The sequence below is a fragment of the Pantoea sp. ACRSC genome (assembly GCF_022346785.1).
Classification (GTDB): Bacteria; Pseudomonadota; Gammaproteobacteria; order Enterobacterales; family Enterobacteriaceae; genus Pantoea; species Pantoea alvi.
On record NZ_JAKRNN010000027.1, the window covers coordinates 1 to 16,760 of the forward strand.

The 16,760-nt window shown below is 56.6% G+C and carries 18 protein-coding genes; 6 read left to right on the forward strand and 12 right to left on the reverse strand.

The window, feature by feature from the left end:
* Positions 1–75: 75 nt before the first annotated feature.
* The gene (locus MHZ97_RS19730; protein ID WP_239315154.1) at positions 76–1,062 is read left to right on the forward strand and encodes a UV damage endonuclease UvsE; all 987 of its coding nucleotides are present in this window, start codon (positions 76–78) and stop codon (positions 1,060–1,062) included.
* On the opposite strand, the gene MHZ97_RS19735 is transcribed toward MHZ97_RS19730, so the two are convergent.
* From MHZ97_RS19735 to MHZ97_RS19750, 4 genes are all read right to left on the reverse strand, one after another.
* Positions 1,034–1,567, reverse strand: coding sequence for a hypothetical protein (locus MHZ97_RS19735; RefSeq protein WP_239315153.1), 534 nt, complete (start codon positions 1,565–1,567; stop codon positions 1,034–1,036). The genes MHZ97_RS19730 and MHZ97_RS19735 overlap by 29 nt on opposite strands.
* Positions 1,568–1,600: 33 nt before the next feature.
* Positions 1,601–1,894: a hypothetical protein gene (locus MHZ97_RS19740; RefSeq protein WP_103796444.1), complete on the reverse strand. Its 294-nt coding sequence runs from the start codon at positions 1,892–1,894 to the stop codon at positions 1,601–1,603.
* 170 nt (positions 1,895–2,064) lie between these two features.
* On the reverse strand, positions 2,065–2,304 hold the full coding sequence (gene ycgZ, locus MHZ97_RS19745) for a regulatory protein YcgZ (protein WP_033748886.1): 240 nt from the start codon (positions 2,302–2,304) through the stop codon (positions 2,065–2,067).
* A gap of 262 nt (positions 2,305–2,566) precedes the next feature.
* Positions 2,567–3,316 (reverse strand): SDR family oxidoreductase, encoded by a 750-nt coding sequence (locus MHZ97_RS19750; protein WP_224481410.1) that lies wholly within the window; start codon positions 3,314–3,316, stop codon positions 2,567–2,569.
* Positions 3,317–3,471: 155 nt separating this feature from the next.
* On the opposite strand from MHZ97_RS19750, the gene MHZ97_RS19755 reads away from it, so the two are divergent.
* Positions 3,472–4,377 carry a LysR family transcriptional regulator gene (locus MHZ97_RS19755; protein WP_239315152.1) on the forward strand — a complete coding sequence of 302 codons (906 nt, stop codon included), beginning with the start codon at positions 3,472–3,474 and terminating at the stop codon, positions 4,375–4,377.
* 30 nt (positions 4,378–4,407) lie between these two features.
* Here the strand turns inward: MHZ97_RS19755 and mdtI are convergent, their stop codons facing one another.
* The 5 genes from mdtI to MHZ97_RS19780 form a co-directional block, all read right to left on the reverse strand.
* A complete protein-coding gene (mdtI, locus tag MHZ97_RS19760) occupies positions 4,408–4,737 on the reverse strand; it encodes a multidrug/spermidine efflux SMR transporter subunit MdtI (RefSeq protein WP_239315151.1) in 330 nt (109 codons plus the stop codon).
* On the reverse strand, positions 4,724–5,074 hold the full coding sequence (mdtJ, locus tag MHZ97_RS19765; protein ID WP_239315150.1) for a multidrug/spermidine efflux SMR transporter subunit MdtJ: 351 nt from the start codon (positions 5,072–5,074) through the stop codon (positions 4,724–4,726). The genes mdtI and mdtJ overlap by 14 nt, the downstream gene beginning before the upstream one ends.
* Before the next feature lie 604 nt (positions 5,075–5,678).
* On the reverse strand, positions 5,679–8,222 hold the full coding sequence (locus MHZ97_RS19770) for an excinuclease ABC subunit UvrA (RefSeq protein ID WP_239315149.1): 2,544 nt from the start codon (positions 8,220–8,222) through the stop codon (positions 5,679–5,681).
* 220 nt (positions 8,223–8,442) lie between these two features.
* Entirely contained in the window at positions 8,443–8,772 is a 330-nt protein-coding gene (locus tag MHZ97_RS19775; protein WP_103796450.1) for a DUF1471 domain-containing protein, read from the reverse strand.
* A 255-nt stretch (positions 8,773–9,027) separates the two neighbouring features.
* The gene (locus MHZ97_RS19780; RefSeq protein ID WP_239315148.1) at positions 9,028–9,828 is read right to left on the reverse strand and encodes a MetQ/NlpA family ABC transporter substrate-binding protein; all 801 of its coding nucleotides are present in this window, start codon (positions 9,826–9,828) and stop codon (positions 9,028–9,030) included.
* A 241-nt stretch (positions 9,829–10,069) separates the two neighbouring features.
* Between MHZ97_RS19780 and MHZ97_RS19785 the strand changes: the two genes are divergently transcribed.
* The 4 genes from MHZ97_RS19785 to MHZ97_RS19800 all read left to right on the forward strand — a co-directional run bounded on the left by MHZ97_RS19785 (position 10,070) and on the right by MHZ97_RS19800 (position 14,731).
* Positions 10,070–11,071 carry a zinc-binding alcohol dehydrogenase family protein gene (locus tag MHZ97_RS19785; protein ID WP_239315147.1) on the forward strand — a complete coding sequence of 334 codons (1,002 nt, stop codon included), beginning with the start codon at positions 10,070–10,072 and terminating at the stop codon, positions 11,069–11,071.
* A gap of 695 nt (positions 11,072–11,766) precedes the next feature.
* Positions 11,767–12,303, forward strand: coding sequence for a GNAT family N-acetyltransferase (locus tag MHZ97_RS19790; protein ID WP_239315146.1), 537 nt, complete (start codon positions 11,767–11,769; stop codon positions 12,301–12,303).
* A 291-nt stretch (positions 12,304–12,594) separates the two neighbouring features.
* The gene (gene traT, locus MHZ97_RS19795) at positions 12,595–13,326 is read left to right on the forward strand and encodes a complement resistance protein TraT (RefSeq protein ID WP_103796454.1); all 732 of its coding nucleotides are present in this window, start codon (positions 12,595–12,597) and stop codon (positions 13,324–13,326) included.
* Positions 13,327–13,615: 289 nt separating this feature from the next.
* A complete protein-coding gene (locus MHZ97_RS19800; protein WP_239315145.1) occupies positions 13,616–14,731 on the forward strand; it encodes a metallophosphoesterase in 1,116 nt (371 codons plus the stop codon).
* 3 nt (positions 14,732–14,734) lie between these two features.
* Here MHZ97_RS19800 and MHZ97_RS19805 read toward each other — a convergent pair whose 3' ends face one another.
* From MHZ97_RS19805 to MHZ97_RS22485, 3 genes are all read right to left on the reverse strand, one after another.
* Positions 14,735–15,661: an alpha/beta fold hydrolase gene (locus MHZ97_RS19805; RefSeq protein WP_239315144.1), complete on the reverse strand. Its 927-nt coding sequence runs from the start codon at positions 15,659–15,661 to the stop codon at positions 14,735–14,737.
* 169 nt (positions 15,662–15,830) lie between these two features.
* Complete coding sequence (locus MHZ97_RS19810; RefSeq protein WP_239315143.1) at positions 15,831–16,469, reverse strand: substrate binding domain-containing protein; 639 nt, start codon at positions 16,467–16,469, stop codon at positions 15,831–15,833.
* The gene (locus MHZ97_RS22485; RefSeq protein WP_366925759.1) at positions 16,378–16,716 is read right to left on the reverse strand and encodes a LysR family transcriptional regulator; all 339 of its coding nucleotides are present in this window, start codon (positions 16,714–16,716) and stop codon (positions 16,378–16,380) included. Before MHZ97_RS22485 ends, MHZ97_RS19810 begins: the two co-directional genes overlap by 92 nt.
* Positions 16,717–16,760 lie beyond the last annotated feature (44 nt).

Genomic DNA, 16,760 nt, shown 5'->3' on the forward strand with positions numbered 1-16,760 from the left:
TGATTGCCTTCTCTCCCGCCCGGTCGGTTTTCAAATAACTGTTAAACTTACTGTTTGTGTTTAACAGGGGGAAATATGAAATTAGGCTTCGCGTGTAAGTATCTGGATGCAGACGGCAAACAACATTTCCCGTTCAAAAGCACAACCCGTACCCGTTTTCTCAGTTTAGGGCGCGACCAGCAGATTGCGCTGATCGCCAGCCTTGCCCGTCTCAACCTGACCAACCTGGCCGGCCTGCTGGAAACGCTGGCTACCCAGCCGCAAAGCCTGCGCATGATGCGTATCGGCAGCGATCTCCTGCCGCTCTATACCGTGCCGGAAGCGACGCCGCTCTACCGTGAATTTCTGCCCGATCTCTATCCGCTGTTCGAGCGCTGCGGCGCGCTGGCGCGTCAGCACGGTATCCGTCTCTCTTTCCATCCAGGACAATATTCGGTGCTGGCGTCAGATAATCCCGATGTGGTGCAGCGGGCCATTGAAGATGTTGAGTACCATGCGCTCTGCGCCGTGCTGATGGGCTACGGCAAAACCTTCCAGGATTTCAAAATCAACATTCATATGAATGGCAAAGGAGGTTTTGAAGGGTTTCGCCAGGCCTTCGCTCAGCTGACGCCTGAGGCGCGCAATATGCTGACGGTGGAAAACGATGAGATCTCCTGTTCGCTGGATGATGTGCTGCAGGCGAGGGCGCTCTGTCCCATTGTGCTGGATATTCATCACCACTGGGTCAAAGAGAACGCCTTTATTCAGCCGGACGACAGCCGCATCCCCCTGATCAAAGAGTCATGGCGCGGCGTCCAGCCGGTGCTGCACTATTCGATTTCACAGGAGGGAGTGATACCGGAGCAGGGCTACCCCGATCAGCAGGCGTTAGGCGTGGCGAAAGCCAAACTGCGCGCCCACTCGGACTACTATTTTAACCCGACGCTGAACGACTGGGCGCTGTCGTTTAACGCCTTCGATATCATGTGCGAAGTGAAAATGAAAAATCTCGCCAGCCATCAGCTCTATGACTATGCGCTGAAGAGGGGGGTTATCGATCCCAGCCGAAGTGAGCGGTAATGGCGCGTCGATAAGGCGTGTCGATCTGCGCGGGTACCTGCATGATATAGGTGCGCGCGTGGATGGCCTCGTCGCCCTCCAGCTGCTGCAGATGCGCTATCGCCTGCGGCAGCGTCGGGATTAACCCTTCCACGCTGCCCAGCTTTGGCGGCAGGCCGGTCCAGATCACCGCATCCAGCTTGCGCGCCCGCGCCCAGTCGGCCAGCACGCCGGGCGTCTGGGCAGTGACGGAAAAAATGCCGATGCCGTCGACGCGTTCATCAGGGATCCCTTCGCGCTCGCGCAGCTGCAGGCAGGCCCGACCTAAATCCTGCGTCGCCAGCCTGGCCCACAATACCGGCACCGGCGGCGCGTTCATACAGATTGCGGTCGCCAGCTCGCCGCCGTCGCTGGTGCGGGAGAACTCAACAGGAAAGAGGGGGCCGTCGTGATGCCACTCTCCCTCAACGGGAAGAGCGCCCGGTTTCCAGATCAGCGACCCCCATCCAAGACAGGCAATATTCATAGTGCGCTCCTGAGTAAACCGGGAAAGGGAGGATCAGTGCTTACGTTTGTCGCCCGGCATCGCTTCACCCTTGAAGTGGTGCTCGTTATTGTTGCGATCGCGCATCGTCACGCGCGTCTGGGCGGACTGAGTGGTGAGGTTTTGCTGCACCTCGTTAATGGCGCGGACGATAATCAGCTGCCGCTCTTCATCCGCTTCTTCTTCAGCCATACGCTGCAGCACGTCCATTAGCGCGCGGCTGGAGATCGCTTTATCCGATAGCAGCAGCTCGAGAGTCGCCTCGCCAATCACGATGTCGGTCAGTCTTTCTTCATTACTTTTATACATAACATTTGCTCTGTGTCCCGCTGCACGCCCCAGCAATTGGGGCAGGTTGGAGGTGCGGTTGACTACAGAAAGAACCAGCGCACCTGGCTGGTGCTGGCCGAAGCCAGCCAATGCCTGCTTAAATCTTAAGGCCGTGCCGGAAAAACGGAAATCGTAACTACTGTCGGGAATTAGCGGCCTAACAGCAAGCCGATCAGACGTTGGTAGTGTTTCTCTTCTTCGGCCGTTGAGGCAACTTCCAGTCGTCTTACCAGCTTAGTGCAAATACCTTTACGGTTGACGTTCTTGCCTGCGCGGAGAAGCTCAACAACGATCTGACCCAGCGTTTCCTGTTCGGAAGGTAGGCTGGCTTCGCGAAAATAACGTGCGATATCTTCGGATGAAGAGAGAAGGCTGCTGCTCTGACGCATAATTTTACCCCAAAATGAGTTAAACGATGATCAGTCAAAAAATTGACAAGTTGTACATCGAAAGAAAACGTGTACAAGAATATGCAAGAAAAGCGCGTTAACCTTTTTGCAAAAAATGCTCTCAAATAGTTATATGTTTTGTTAAACCATTGTATTGTGGCGAAAGCGAGGCCGAGGTCAAGTTTTTTTAGGACTCTTTTACCCTTGTACAACTTTTGTTTAGAGCATCGCCCTGAAGCCTGTTCGCTTCAGGGCGTTAGCCTTATACCTGCGCCATGCCGCCATCGACAAAGAGTTCGGTGGCGTTGATAAAGCTGGCGGCGTCAGAGGCGAGGAAGGCGACTACCTTGCCAATCTCCTCGGGTTCCCCCAGACGGCCTAGCGGCACCTGGGCCGCCAGCGCGTCGAACAATCCCTGGCGGCTCGCTTCATCTACCAGCTCGCCTAAGCCCGGCGTGCGGATCGGCCCAGGGCTGACCACGTTAACGCGGATAGCGCGCTCTTTGAGATCCAGCGCCCATGAGCGGGCGAAGTTGCGTACCGCCGCCTTGCTGGCGCTGTAAACGCTGAAGCCGGCGGTGCCCTGCACCGAGGTCGTCGATGAGGTTAAAATCACCGATGCGCCGTCCACCAGCAGCGGCAACGCTTTCTGTACCGTAAAAAGCACGCCGCGCACGTTAGTGGCGAAGATCCGGTCGAAATGCTCTTCGGTAATCGCGCCCAGCGGCAGCATGTCGCCACCACCCGCATTGGCAAACAGAATATCCAGATGGCCGACGCTGCGCGCTATCTCGGCGTAGACCGCATCGAGGTCGGTGAGAAGAGAGGCATCGGCGCGGATGCCGGTGGCGGCAGGGCCAATAAGCGCGACCGCTTCATCTAGCGCATCCTGACGGCGTCCGGTTATAAAGACGCGTGCGCCCTGTGCGGCGAGCTGCTGCGCCGATGCCAGGCCGATACCGCTGGTGCCGCCGGTAACTAATGCGATTTTGCCATTCAGTGTGTTAGTCATGATCGTTTCCTCTTGGGCAGATTAGTCAGGGGTCGCTGCGGTGGATGACTGCAGCGCTTAACAGCAATCTATCGCTCTCTTGTTTATTGAAAAATCCTGTAAAATGAAAAGCACTATTTCTGTGTGTGGATAATCAGATAAGGCGAGAGGCGAGAATGGATCAGCTGATGGCGATTCGGGCATTCGCCCGCGTAGTGGAGGCGGGCAATTTCACGCGTGCGGCGGACTCGCTTGATATGCCGAACGCGACGCTGAGCAAGCTGGTGCAGGAGCTGGAGGCGCATCTCGGCATCCGCCTGCTGCAGCGCACCACGCGCCGCGTCACGGTGACGCCGGAAGGGCGGGAATATTATGAGAAGTCGCTGCGCATTCTGAACGACCTCGAGGATATTGATGCCTCTTTCAACGCGGCACGCAGCGCGCCCCGCGGCGTTTTGCGCATTGACGTCGGCGGATCGACCGCCAGCGATGTGCTGATACCGGCGCTGCCCGATTTTATGGCGCGCTACCCCGATATCCGTATCGATCTCGGCGTAGCCGACCGCGCCGTCGATCTGATTAGCGACAACGTAGACTGCGTGATCCGCGGCGGGCCGCTAAACGACTCTTCGCTGGTGGCGCGCCAGATCGGCTACGCCACGCTGATCACCTGCGCGACGCCCGCCTATCTGAAACACTATGGCGTACCGGCCTATCCTGACGAACTGAAAAACGGGCATCGCCTGGTGAGCTACCTTTCGCCGCAGAGCGGGCGCGCGTTTCCTTTTCGCTTTGAGCGTGACGGGGAAAAAACAGAAATTAAGGCGGACTATCGGGTCGGGGTAAACGAAAGCAACGCGCATCTGGCGGCGGCGCTGGCGGGGTTAGGCATTGTGCAGACCTTTACCTACGCCACCGCTGAGCATCTTCAGGCCGGGAGGCTGGTGGAGATCCTGACACCGTGGCGGCCGGCGCGCTATCCCTTTCATGTGGTCTACCCGCAAAATCGCTACGTGACGCATCGACTGCGGGTATTTATTCGCTGGCTACAGGAGATCTTTCCCGCGCGGGTAGGGCGGTAACGTCCCGCCGGGGCAGGACGTTACCTGACATCAGGCGAACTTCATTAAGATCATGCCCGCCAGCAGCAGGCTTAGCCCCGCCCAGCCGCGAACGTTGAGCCGCTGGCCAAACAGTATCCAGCCCGCCGCAACCGTTGCGGCGATACCGAATCCACCCCACAGCGCATAGGCGACCGACAGGTCGATGCCTTTCACCGCCTGCGAGAGCGCGCTAAACGCCAGCAGCACCGAGGCCAGCGAGGCGATACCGAGCAGCGGTTTTTTAAAGCCGTCGGAATATTTGAGGAAAATATTGGCGGCGATTTCCAGCAGGATCGCCAGCGCCAGCCAGAGTATATGGGTCATATCAGCTGAGGACATGCTGTGACTCCTTTTTCTTCGCGGTGCCGGTTTTGATCAGCATAATGCCGGCGATCAGCGTGGTTATCCCGGCGATTTTCATCTGCGTCAGCGGCTCGTCAAACAGCTGCACGCTGAATACCGTAATTAACACGATGCCGATGCCTTCCCACAGCGCGTAGGCGACGCCCAGCGCAATTTTTTTAACGGCGAAACTCAGGAAAATATAGGAACAGGCGATCATCACCAGCATGATCATATACCCTGACGCGCTTTCATCGACGCTCGACCATTTCATCGCCAGCGTACCGATAACTTCACAAACAATAGCAAGTAATAATAAAGCCCATGCAAACATGGTTAACTCCTGTCGCAATTATTCAATCGACCTGCACCGCTGAGGCGCAAGTTCCTTTTGGCAAACGGAAACGAGGAGAGGGCGCTACAGGGCGCTACGCCAGTGCTGGTCGGCGATATTCCAGACGGGAAGAGAGCAGATAAAACAACAATGATTGATTAATGCTGTGCGCATAATTTAAACAAGACATCCACACTATTGCTTCTCATCGGTGGACGGATTGTACTCCAGTAATAAACATGGCGCAGTTATAGCAGCTGCCCAATGGCAACTCAATAGAAGTAATTGCTGATATTGATTTATGACAAAGTTTATTGTGTTGTGAGTTGGGGCCGTTAAGAAGAAAATCTAAGTCAAAATCAACAGGCTTTATATATAGTTACAACATACTAAATAATAATTTAATTTACGCTGAGGCATCGAGCGAAGAAAGGTCAGGCAGAAAAACCGTGGCGCTAACGCCAGAGCAGATACCGGATATGAGAATAGCCAGCCGCCGCTTATCGTTATTTGCAAGCACAGTTATCCGGAAGCGAAAGCGCCCCCAGATAGGGGGCTGTTTTATGCGGCAGGAGTGGCACCCGCCGCACATTCCTTTCAGACGCTATGCCTGCGGGTCGCCCTCTCTCTTTTTGAGCCGGCGGGCTAAATAGGGCGCGGTGAGGCTGTTCTTCGCGCGGCCGATCGCTTCCGGCGTACCGGCCGCAACGATACGGCCACCGTTTTCCCCTGAACCCGGCCCCATATCGATTATCCAGTCAGCCTCCGACGCAATTCTCATATCGTGCTCCGCCATCACTACGCTGTCGCCCCGTTTTACCAGCTGATCCAGCACTCGCATCAGTTTATCCATGTCCGAGGGATGTAAGCCGGTAGAGGGTTCATCGAGCAGATAGAGCGTTTTGCCTCGTTGCGCGCGCTGAAGTTCCCAGGCCAGCTTAATGCGCTGGCACTCGCCGCCGGAGAGCTCCGTTGCCGGCTGGCCAAGCGTCAGGTAGCCCAGACCGAGCGCCCGCAGCGCGCTGAGCGAGCGCTGAATACTTTCAATTCCGCTGAAAAACTCTGCGGCTTCGTCTACCGTCAGATCAAGCACATCGGCGATGGTTTTATCGTTCCAGCGGACCTCAAGCGTTTCCGCATTGTAGCGACGGCCGCCGCAGGTTGAGCAGGGCGCGCTCGCCTGCGGCATAAACAGCAGTTCAATAGTGATCAGCCCTTGCCCTTCGCAGGCGGGACAGCGGCCGGCGGGCAGGTTAAAAGAGAAACGGCTGGCGTCGAAGCCGCGTTTTTTGGCCTCATCCGTCTCGGCAAACAGCCGCCTGACGATATCAAAAAAGCCGGTATAGGTGGCAAGGTTGGAACGCGGCGTACGACCGATAGGGCGCTGATCGATGCGTACCAGTCGCTTCAGGGAGGCGCCCCCGGCAATCACTTTTCCCTGCACGTCCGTGGCGGCGTCATCTTCATCCTCGCCATCGTCAACCGGCGTTTTATCCAGCCGCTGCAGCAGCGCAGGCAGCACGCGGATAAGCAGCGTCGATTTGCCAGAACCAGAGACGCCGGTAATCACCGTCATTCTTTCCAGCGGCAGCGAGAAATCGAGTCCGCGCAGGTTGTTGCAGGCGGCCTGTTCAACACGCAGCCACTCCTCAGGCGGCCTGCGCTGACGCAGGCCGGGATAGCGGTCATCGAAAAGATAGCTGGCCGTCGCTGACCGACTGTTGCCCGCCAGACCAGCGGGCGCGCCGTTATACACGATTTCGCCGCCGAGCCGTCCCGGCCCCGGTCCGATTTCCGTCAGCCAGTCCGCTTCGGCGATAACATCAAGATTGTGCTCGACGATTACCAGCGAGTTGCCCGCCGCCAGCAGAGCGCGCAGCGAGCGGATTAGCGCGCGCACATCTTCCGGGTGAAGCCCGGCCGCCGGCTCGTCCAGCACATACATGACGCCGAAAAGCTGCGAGAGCAGCTGCGTCGCCAGCCGGATGCGCTGCAGCTCGCCGGAAGAGAGCATCGTGGTCTTGCGCCCGAGCGAAAGGTGGCCAAGGCCGAGATTCTCCAGCTGGTCCAGACGTCCGCAAATATCTGTCGCCATGCGGATTGTGGCATCCCTTAGCGCCGTCTCATCGGGCAGGTGCGGCGAAGCGCCCTGCGCCAGGGGAGCAAACAGCGCCTTGAGCTGGGCAATGGTCAGCTCGCCCATTTCAGCAATATCGTAGCCGGCGAAGGTCACCGACAGGGCATCCTGATTAAGCCTTTTCCCCTGGCAGAGCGCGCAGGGCGCGACGGTGACAAAGCGGGAAAGCCGTTTCCGCACGCTCTCTTTTCCGCCCGAATAGCTTTGCAGCAGATATTTTTTCACGCTGGTATAGGTGCCGGTGTAGGCGGGCTCGCTCTTTGCAGCTATCGCCGCTTTGCGCTGTTCGGCGGTCAGCCCGACAAAGATCGGCACCGACGGCTGCTCCTCTGTCATCAGGATCCATTCCCGGTTCTTTTCAGAGAGCGTTTCCCAGGGCGCGTCAATGTCGTAATCGAGCACCTCCAGGATAGAGCGTAAGTTTTTCGCCTGCCAGCCGTGCGGCCAGGCGGCGATAGCGCCCTCGCGAATGCTTAATGAGCCGTCTGGCACCAGCGCCTCCTTCCTGACCTCATGCACCATCCCCAGCCCCTGGCACGCCGGACAGGCGCCCTGCGGATTGTTGGGCGAAAAGGATTCGGCAGCCAGAAAAGGCACGCCTTCAGGGCGTTTCCCCGCGCGGGAATAGAGCAGTCTGAGCGTGACGGAGACGCGCGTCAGGCTGCCGACGGTGGAGCGCTCCTGAGCGCCCGCGCGGCTCTGCTGCAGGGCAACCGCCGGCGGCAGGCCATCAACGTTATCGAGATCCGGCACCGCCGCCTGATCGATAAGGCGGCGCGCATGGGGCGCCACGGATTCCATAAAGCGCCGCTGCGCTTCTGCATAGAGCGTATCAAACGCCAGCGATGACTTGCCCGAGCCTGAAACGCCGGTAAACACCACCATCGCGTCACGAGGAAAAGTGAAAGAGAGGTCTTTAAGGTTATGGGTGCGCGCCCCCTGAACGGTTACGCCGCTGTGGTTACCGCGATGCGGCAGGTCGCTGCTGTTTTCCTTTCCTTTTGGCGTCATAACGTTCCCATAAAAAAGAGTGTAAATCTGCCGGATCGTCGTACGGGCAGCTCTCTGCGCTGTCGGTGACGCGATCCCGCCGGTAAGAGGTCAAAGGGTAGCAGGGATATGCGCTGCCTGAGGGGCGGGGGGCAAAAAGCGGAGGTAAAAGCTGCAACAGCCGGGGCTGCCGCAGCGTTGAAGTAAGCGGTCGTTTTCTGACAAGGGCGCTGCGCTGAGATTAGAGTATAAACCCTGCCGTTAGCTGCTCGTTACCGCCTTCGTCGGGGATGTTATAGAGCGTCGCTTTCGCCGCCAGCAAAGGCTGACCGTCGCTGCCCGCCTTATGCGACTCCACATCGGTAATGTGATAGCCGACGGCGCCTGCCTCATGCGCTTTATGGGCAAAGGCGGCGTTAAGCTCCTCCATGGAGGTCGCCCAGCTGACGGAAGTCACGGCGAAGGGCTGAACGGAAGCGATTTCACGCTGAGAGAGACCCGTACGAATCAACACGGGATTCACGCTCTGCGGAGAGAAGATGGATAAAACATCCTGCACTAACTCTTTCATTAGCAGACTCCTTAAGTAATTAACGCACGGCTATCGGATCTATTTTTCGGGGGTGACGAAATGAATAAACGCCAGAATTTGTTATGCGTTTTAGCTTTAGTTGCTAATGGGATGTTATAGAAACAAGGGCTGATAACTTATTGGGAGTTTCAGTAAGATATTTTCATTTGATTACATTCTGGCGGGTTTTGTCATGCCTGAATGGCAAAGGAAAATGCCTCCGCAATCTGCTGGGAAAGCGGAGGCAGGGCGCGATTACCAGCCTTTGATAATATCGCCTTTATAAATTTCGTTGGCTTTATCCAGCACTTCCTGCGAGCGGAACGCCTCTTTCAGCTTCTGGATATTCGGGCTGTCTTTATTATCTTCACGCGCCACGATGGCATTCACGTACGGCGAGGCTTTGCTTTCCATAAACATGCCGTCGCGTGAGGCGGAGAGATTCGCCAGTGCGGCAAAGTTGTTATTAATAATGGAAAGGTAAACCTGCGGATCGTCGAGCGTGCGCGCCAGCTGCGGCGTATCAACCTCGACAAACTTCAGTTTTTTCGGGTTGTCGGTCACGTCCAGCGTCGTCGGCAGCAGGCCCGCTTCCGGTTTCACCTTGATCAGACCCTGCGCCTGCAGCAGCAGCAGGCTGCGGCCCAGCGTGGTCGCTTCGTTAGAAATGGTAATGGTCGCGCCGTCCGGCAGTGCATCCAGCGATTTGATTTTGCGCGAGTAGCCGGCGATCGGGAAGACAAAGGTGTTGGTGATCACGGCGAAATGGTAGCCGCGCTCTTTGGACTGCATCTCCAGATAGGGCAGGCTCTGGAAGGCGTTGGCGTCAACATCTTTATTGAACAGCGCTTCATTCGGCTGCACGTAGTCGTTAAACGCCACGACATCGACATCCAGATGATATTTGTCATGCGCCACCTGCTTAACGGTCTCCCACAACGTCTGGTCCGGACCGGTATTAATAGCGACTTTGACTTTGCTGTCGTCATCTTTATTACAGGCGCTGAGCAGCGTTACCGACGCGGCCAGCAGAATTGAAAGCACTTTTTTGTTCATAAGCCTGATCCCTTTTCTCGTAGGCTGAGGACTATAATCTACATCTAGACGTCTGTACATCCAGAGCTGCGCGTTTGCCGCTTTTTTATCCGCTCTGCCTGAAGCCATGCTCGGCCGGTGCGCGGCTATTTTCACTCCGGCAGTGAAAGTGCTGCTGTCGTCAGCGGCTGTTTCTCTGCGCGCAGGAGGCCTATGCTGTTATCCAGCACCCGTAAACCTGTTACTGCTAAAAGGAACCGAGATGAAAGCTATCGTCTACAGCCAAAATGGATTGCCGATCGCCGATCCGCAATCGCTCTACGACACCACGCTGCCGCAGCCCCAGCCGGGCCCGCACGATCTGCTGGTGAAAATCGCCGCGATCGCCGTTAATCCGGTCGATACCAAAGTCCGCAACAACGCGCCGACCGAGCAGCCGCGCATTGTCGGCTGGGACGCCGTCGGGACGGTGGAGGCGGTTGGCGACAGCGTGACGCGCTTCAGGCCCGGCGACGAAGTCTACTATGCTGGCGCCATCGACCGTCCGGGTTCCTATGCGGAATATGGCCTGGTGGATGAACGCATTGCCGGCCACAAGCCCGCCTCGCTGAGCAACGCCGATGCCGCCGCGCTGCCGCTCACCTCCCTGACCGCCTGGGAACTGTTGTTCGACCGGCTGGAGGTGAAAGAGCAGGAAGATGAAGCGCTGCTGATTATCGGCGCGGGCGGCGGAGTCGGCTCGATTCTGACGCAGCTGGCAAGCAAGCTGACCGGCCTGCGCGTTATCGCCACCGCGTCACGCCCGGAAACCGCCGACTGGGTGCGCGAACTGGGCGCGCACGACGTGATCGATCACTCCCGTCCGCTGACGGAAGGGCTGCGCGAAATCGGCGTTGAGAACGTTCGCTATGTCGCCAGCCTTACCCATACCGACAAACACTATCAGCAGATTGTCGAGGTGCTGGCGCCGCAGGGCCGTATGGCGGTGATTGACGATCCGGAAACCCTGGACGCGATGCCGCTTAAGCGTAAAGCGATCTCACTGCACTGGGAGCTGATGTTTACCCGCTCGCTGTTCCAGACGCCGGATATGGCGCGCCAGAACGAGATCCTGGAAAACGTGCGCCGCCTGATCGACGACGGCACGCTGCGCACCACGAAAGGCGAGCACTACGGCACCATCAATGCGGAAAACCTGCGTCGCGCCCATGCGCTGATTGAGAGCAACCGCGCGCGCGGCAAAATCGTACTGGAAGGGTTTTAATCCAGCCTGATAAGCCAGCCTTTTACCCTGGTTTGTGCCGCAGTGTAATGTGGCAAGTACCCGGCCTTCTGGCCGGGTTTTTATTTGCCGCGCGGGTAAAGAGGCGCGTTGGCCTGCAATCTGCTGGCCCGATCCCCTCTCCGCAAAGAATGCGTCGGCCGCGCTGTCCGCGCGGAGCTGCCGCGACCTTAACCACTATTTCGCTAAAAAACCCTGCCTGCGCCCGCAGGAAGCAATATTTGAGAATAAATCTCATTGCCATCCACATTGATGTGCCCGTAGTTTGATGCCACAGGTCAGACTGCGGAATATGCCGGAGGTGGAAAGTGCCACTTATTTATGGGGTGCTTAATCGTCGGTAAAAAGCCGCAGTTAATATCCAGGCGTTAAACGCAGCGTTGACCGCTGGGGAACGCATCAGATAATAAGGAATGTATGGGAGCTTACTGCAGGCACTGCCGCGCGCTTTTGAGCCGGGACGAATATTTCTGGTTTAATGACAGCTGTCTTCGCTGTGAAAAATGGGTGCAAATTCGTGCCGAAGAGCGGGCGATTTTTATCAAGTCGCCGCTCTATGTCTGGAGTGAAATGCGTTTTCAGACGCGCAAGTTTAAACACCGTCTGACAGACTATCTGAAAAGGCTGAATCTGGTCTGAGCCTCTGGTTAAAGGTCGCGCGACAGGAGGCGTTTAACATGCAGCCTGTTATTTCATCAGAACAGCTGGTTTACCGTCCGCTAAAAAAAGAGGACTGGCCTTTTTTTCTGGCGCTTTATCAGGACAGTAAGCTTATGACCTGTATCGCCGATCCCCGGGATGAAGCGGAAATAAGATCGGCATCATTTGAAAGCCGTTTATTACCCTGGCGGAAAGGCGACGCGCACTGGTTATGCCTGGTTATGGAAACAGATGATTGCCGCATCCCAGTGGGCGTTACCGGCTTTATTGAGCGCAGCCCTGACGTGGCGGAGGTCGGATTTATTTTGGCAGCCGAACATCAGCGCAAAGGCTACGGAAGGGAGTCGCTAAACGCAATCATTCGCTTTGCTTTCGATGCGCTCGATTACAGGAAACTTACCGCCACGGTCACGGCGGGAAATCACGTGTCGCAGCGCCTGCTGCTTAACTGCGGATTTCGCCAGGAAGAGACCATCAGGCAAAATTATTTCCTGAACGGCGCGTGGCGCGACGACTGGGTGTTCGGCCTGCTGGCCAGCGAATCTCCGCGCTAATCGCCGCGTCGCTGTCGCGCCCGCTCAGATAGCGGGTCACGATGTATTGTGACGTTCTGTTTATCATTTCTGTCTGCGCAGATGGCCAGGCGCGCCGACGCCGCGCGCCAGTGCTGCAAAAATCCTCTGCCAGTCTCCCGCCTGCCGATAAAACAAATTTAAGTTTTTCATCGCGCTTCCGATAACCATTGCGCCGCTTTGAAGGTCGAGGATGCGTTGTTAACTATATCCATCACCTGAGTGCGCGTCGGGGCAAGACTGTCCCGTTTTTAATTTAACAAGGAGCAGTAAATGAAAAACCGCAATGCCCTTATGGCGGCTGTCGTCGCATCATCTCTTGTTCTCTCTGGCTGCAGCGCTATGGGAACGGCCATCAAGAAACGTAATCTCGAAGTCAAAACGCAGATGAGCCAGACCGTGTGGCTGGAGCCGTCAAATGAGAAAACGGTCTATCTCCAGGTGCGTAATACCTCAGACAAAGATATGAGCGATCTTCAGTCATTACTGGCACAGGACCTGCGCGCTAAGGGTTATACCGTTACCTCGTCGCCTGACACGGCCTATTACTGGATTCAGGCGAACGTGCTCAAGGCAGAAAAAATGGATCTGCGTCAGTCGCAGGGTTTCCTCTCAACTGGCTATGAAGGTGCGGTCACCGGCGCAGCGCTGGGTGCCGGTATCACCGCGTATAACAGCAACTCAGGCGGCGCCATGCTGGGCATTGGTCTCGCGGCAGGGCTGGCGGGCATGGCGGCAGACGCGCTGGTCGAGGATGTCAACTTCACCATGGTGACCGATCTGCAAATTTCGGAGCGCAGTAAATCTACCGTCACCACCGATAATATTGGCGCGCTGCGTCAGGGTAATGCCGGCATTAAGCTGCAGACCAGCAGCGAAGAGGGCAACCGTATGAAATACCAGACGCGCGTGGTTTCTAACGCTAACAAGGTTAACCTGAAGTTCGAAGAGGCCAGGCCGGTGCTGGAAGCCCAGCTGGCGAAATCCGTCGCGGGTATTATGTAATATCCTCTGTCTCAGCCATGCTCTGCGAACAGCGGCGTGGCTGAGCAGCCTCTGCCCTCTGAATGATATAAGGCGCATCGCTTTCCTTTCCTCTTTCCCTGCCTGTTTCAGCTTTACCCAGCGCGCCGTAAAGCTCCGTCCTTCAGGGCGGAGAGGATGTCAACCTTTTAAGGCGTTGACGCGGCGAGCGGCCGGGTTCGTGCTACGCTTGAACACCTGAACAGGTTCCACCGCACTCGATCACACCCCATTTTGCGCTGGATAAGCGCCGTTAACCCAGGGAAGCGCGATGTTTCATCTGATTTTTAGTATACCGAGCTGGTATGTCATCCTACGTTTCCTGTTGCCGCTGGCGATGCCGCTGGCGTTGAAAATTCTTTTGTCGGTGCTGGTTTTGCTGGCGTCGCAATATCTGTTTATCAGCCGCTTTACCGCTGGCGGCATCTTTTCGCCGGAGATGCCCCGCGCGCTGATTATCCTGTGCAACTGGGCGTTCAGCGCCGTTCTGTTTCTGGCGCTGCTGCAGATGCTGATCGACGCCGTCGCGTTGATATCGCTTTTAATCAGGCATCCGTTAGCCATTACGCCGATGGTGCGGGGTCTGGCGGCGCTGCTTGCCATGACGCTGGCGGCCGTGGGCGTACATCAGGCGATCCGCGTGCCGCCGGTAAAAGATGTCGCTATCCGCATCAATAACCTTCCGCGCGAGTTTGAGGGCTACCAGCTCCTTCAGCTGACAGATCTGCACATTACCCGGCTCTTCAATGCCGCCTGGACCGCAGAGATGGTCAGGCGGGCGATGTCGCTCAACGTTAACCTGATCCTGATCACCGGCGATGTTATTGATGGAACCGTGCAGAACCGCAGAAAGGATGTGGAACCGCTGGCTAATCTTCACGCGCCAGACGGCGTTTACGCCGTTACCGGCAATCATGAATATTTCTTCGAGCAGCAGCGCTGGACCGAGCACCTTGCCTCGCTGGGCCTCTCTACCCTGCATAACAGCCACATTATTATCAGGCGGGGCGCAGCGGAGCTGGTTATCGCCGGCCTGCCTGATATCTCCGCGCTGCGAAGAAAGGCGGACGGCCCCGATCTGACGATGGCGTTAAAAGGGGCGCCGAAAAACGCCCCGGTTATTTTACTCGACCACCAGCCGCGCAACGCGCGCAAGAATGCCCTGCAGCAGGTCGATTTACAGCTGTCGGGCCATACCCATGGCGGGCTGATCGTCGGCCTGGATCGGCTGTTTGCTAAGCCAAACGGCGGCTTTGTTTCCGGGCTCTACCAGGTAGACGGCATGCAGCTCTACGTCAACAACGGAACCGCACTCTGGCCCGGCGTAGCGGTAAGGCTAGGGCGGCCGTCAGAATTGACGCGCATTACGCTGCTGGGGAAAGAGTAGCGGTTACAGACAGGCCTCAACAGGCTGGCTCTCTGATTCGGCGCAGCGGGTAAAAAACCGCGTTAAAGCGTCCGCAACGGCTTCGGGTTTTTCCTCAGGCAGGAAATGCCCGCAATCCTCCAGCGTTTCGCCTGCGACGTCAGCGGCAAACGCATGCAGAATGGCCGACATATCCGGGATCGATCCCTGATCGGCGCTTAAACCCAGCACGGGCATGGTGAGTTTGCCGTTTTGCGCCAGCGCCCGATTTTGCTCAGCCGAGCGCGCCACCGAGCGGTAAAACGCCAGGCCTGCTCGCATGCCGCCGGGCGCGCCGTAAATTCGCAGGTATTCGGCCATTTCCTCTTCGCCGTAACAGGCAGGATTAGCCGTTTTGGTCCAGAAAAACCATTCAAGATAGGCTCTTTCCCGCCCCTCAAGCAGGATTTCAGGCAGATCCGGCACGGCGTGAAAAGAGAAGTGCCAGGTCTTCCAGGCCGTTGGGGAGGTCGCAGGCAGTTTATCTGGCAGAGTTACGCCTGGGATGCCGGCATCCATCAGCGCCAGCGCCGCGACCTCCCCAGGGAACAGATGCGCGTAGGGGAAGGCGACCCATGCGCCGAAGTCATGGGCGGCGAGGCAGTATCGCCTGATACCAAGATGCGCCAGAAGATCGTGCGTGCGCTGCGCCACCGTCTGCGTGTCATAGCCATCAAGCGGGCGATCGCTGTCGCCCTGACCGGGCAAATCGAGCGCGATGATATGAAAACGGCGACCCAGCAGCGGCATCACGTTGCGCCAGGCGTACCAGCTTTCTGGAAAACCCGCCAGCAGCACCACTGTCGGCTGCCCCGGCGCGCCGCCTTCGACGTAGTGAAAGCGTAACCCCCCGGCGGTGGCAAATTTGTGGCTGAATCCCGCTGGCGCGGACGGCATTGAACCATGAATCATGGCGTTGTTCCTTGCAGGCAAAGAGGTGAGGTAGCGCTACGGGTTGAAAACGGCAACATCATGCTGCCGGATTAAATTAGGAAACGATCGTATCCTAATTGTGGCTAACGGCGTGCGTCAAGCGCCAGCGTGACTTTTTTGCCGGAGGTGATTCCAGGCGTGCAGCCGATTATATTTTTAGTTCTTTGATTAAGAAATCGATAAAGATCCGGCACTTAAGACGGATGCGGTGGTCGCCTGCATAGACTATGGTGATATCCTGCGCGGGTAAGGCGTAATCCGCAAAAAGCTGTATCAGCTTGCCTGCTTCACGCTCCTGGCGAACCATCCATTCAGGCAGAACAGCAATACCCAGACCGGCAATGGCCATTGCCTTAATGGCGGTTGAGGAGTTGGAGTGATATTTCGCTACGGCGCGTATTTCTGTGTCCGTTCCGTCTTTATGGCACAGCGTCCACTGCGTTGGCGTCTGTAAATTACTGTTAGCAATCCAGGGCGCGCTGTTTAAATCCTTGACAGAGGTGAGGGGATTATTTTTCAACCATTCAGGCGAGGCAACCAGCAGAATATTATAGCTGGCTAATTTTCTACTTTTTAATTCAGAATCCCGTAGTGTGCCAAGACGAATTGCTAAATCAAGCCGGTCGGAAACTAAATCATTTAACGAGGAGTCGGCATAAAAGTTAATAGCCAGATTAGGGTGGAGCTGGCAGAAATCACCAATTAGCGGAATGATATAGTTTTCGCCGAATTCCGTGGTTGAAGTAATATTTAATACGCCAGAGAGAGCGATGGCTGTCAGATACATTTTCCAGTGAACTCTGGATGTTAACGAATATTTCGCAGAAATCTCTGTAGAGCGCTTCACCGGCTTCTGTCAGGGTAATGCCGCGCGAGTTGCGGATCAGCAGCTGTACCTTCAGCACCTCTTCAAGCGATTTGACGTGAATGCTCGCCATGGCTTTGCTGATAAAGAGACGCTCTGCCGCGCGCGTGAAGGAACCGCAGTCCACGACCGCGATAAATGTCTGAATTCGGTTTAAATGGTTAAACATTAACTGTTAATTTTAAGTAAACACCGCGTTTAATTTAATTTAAT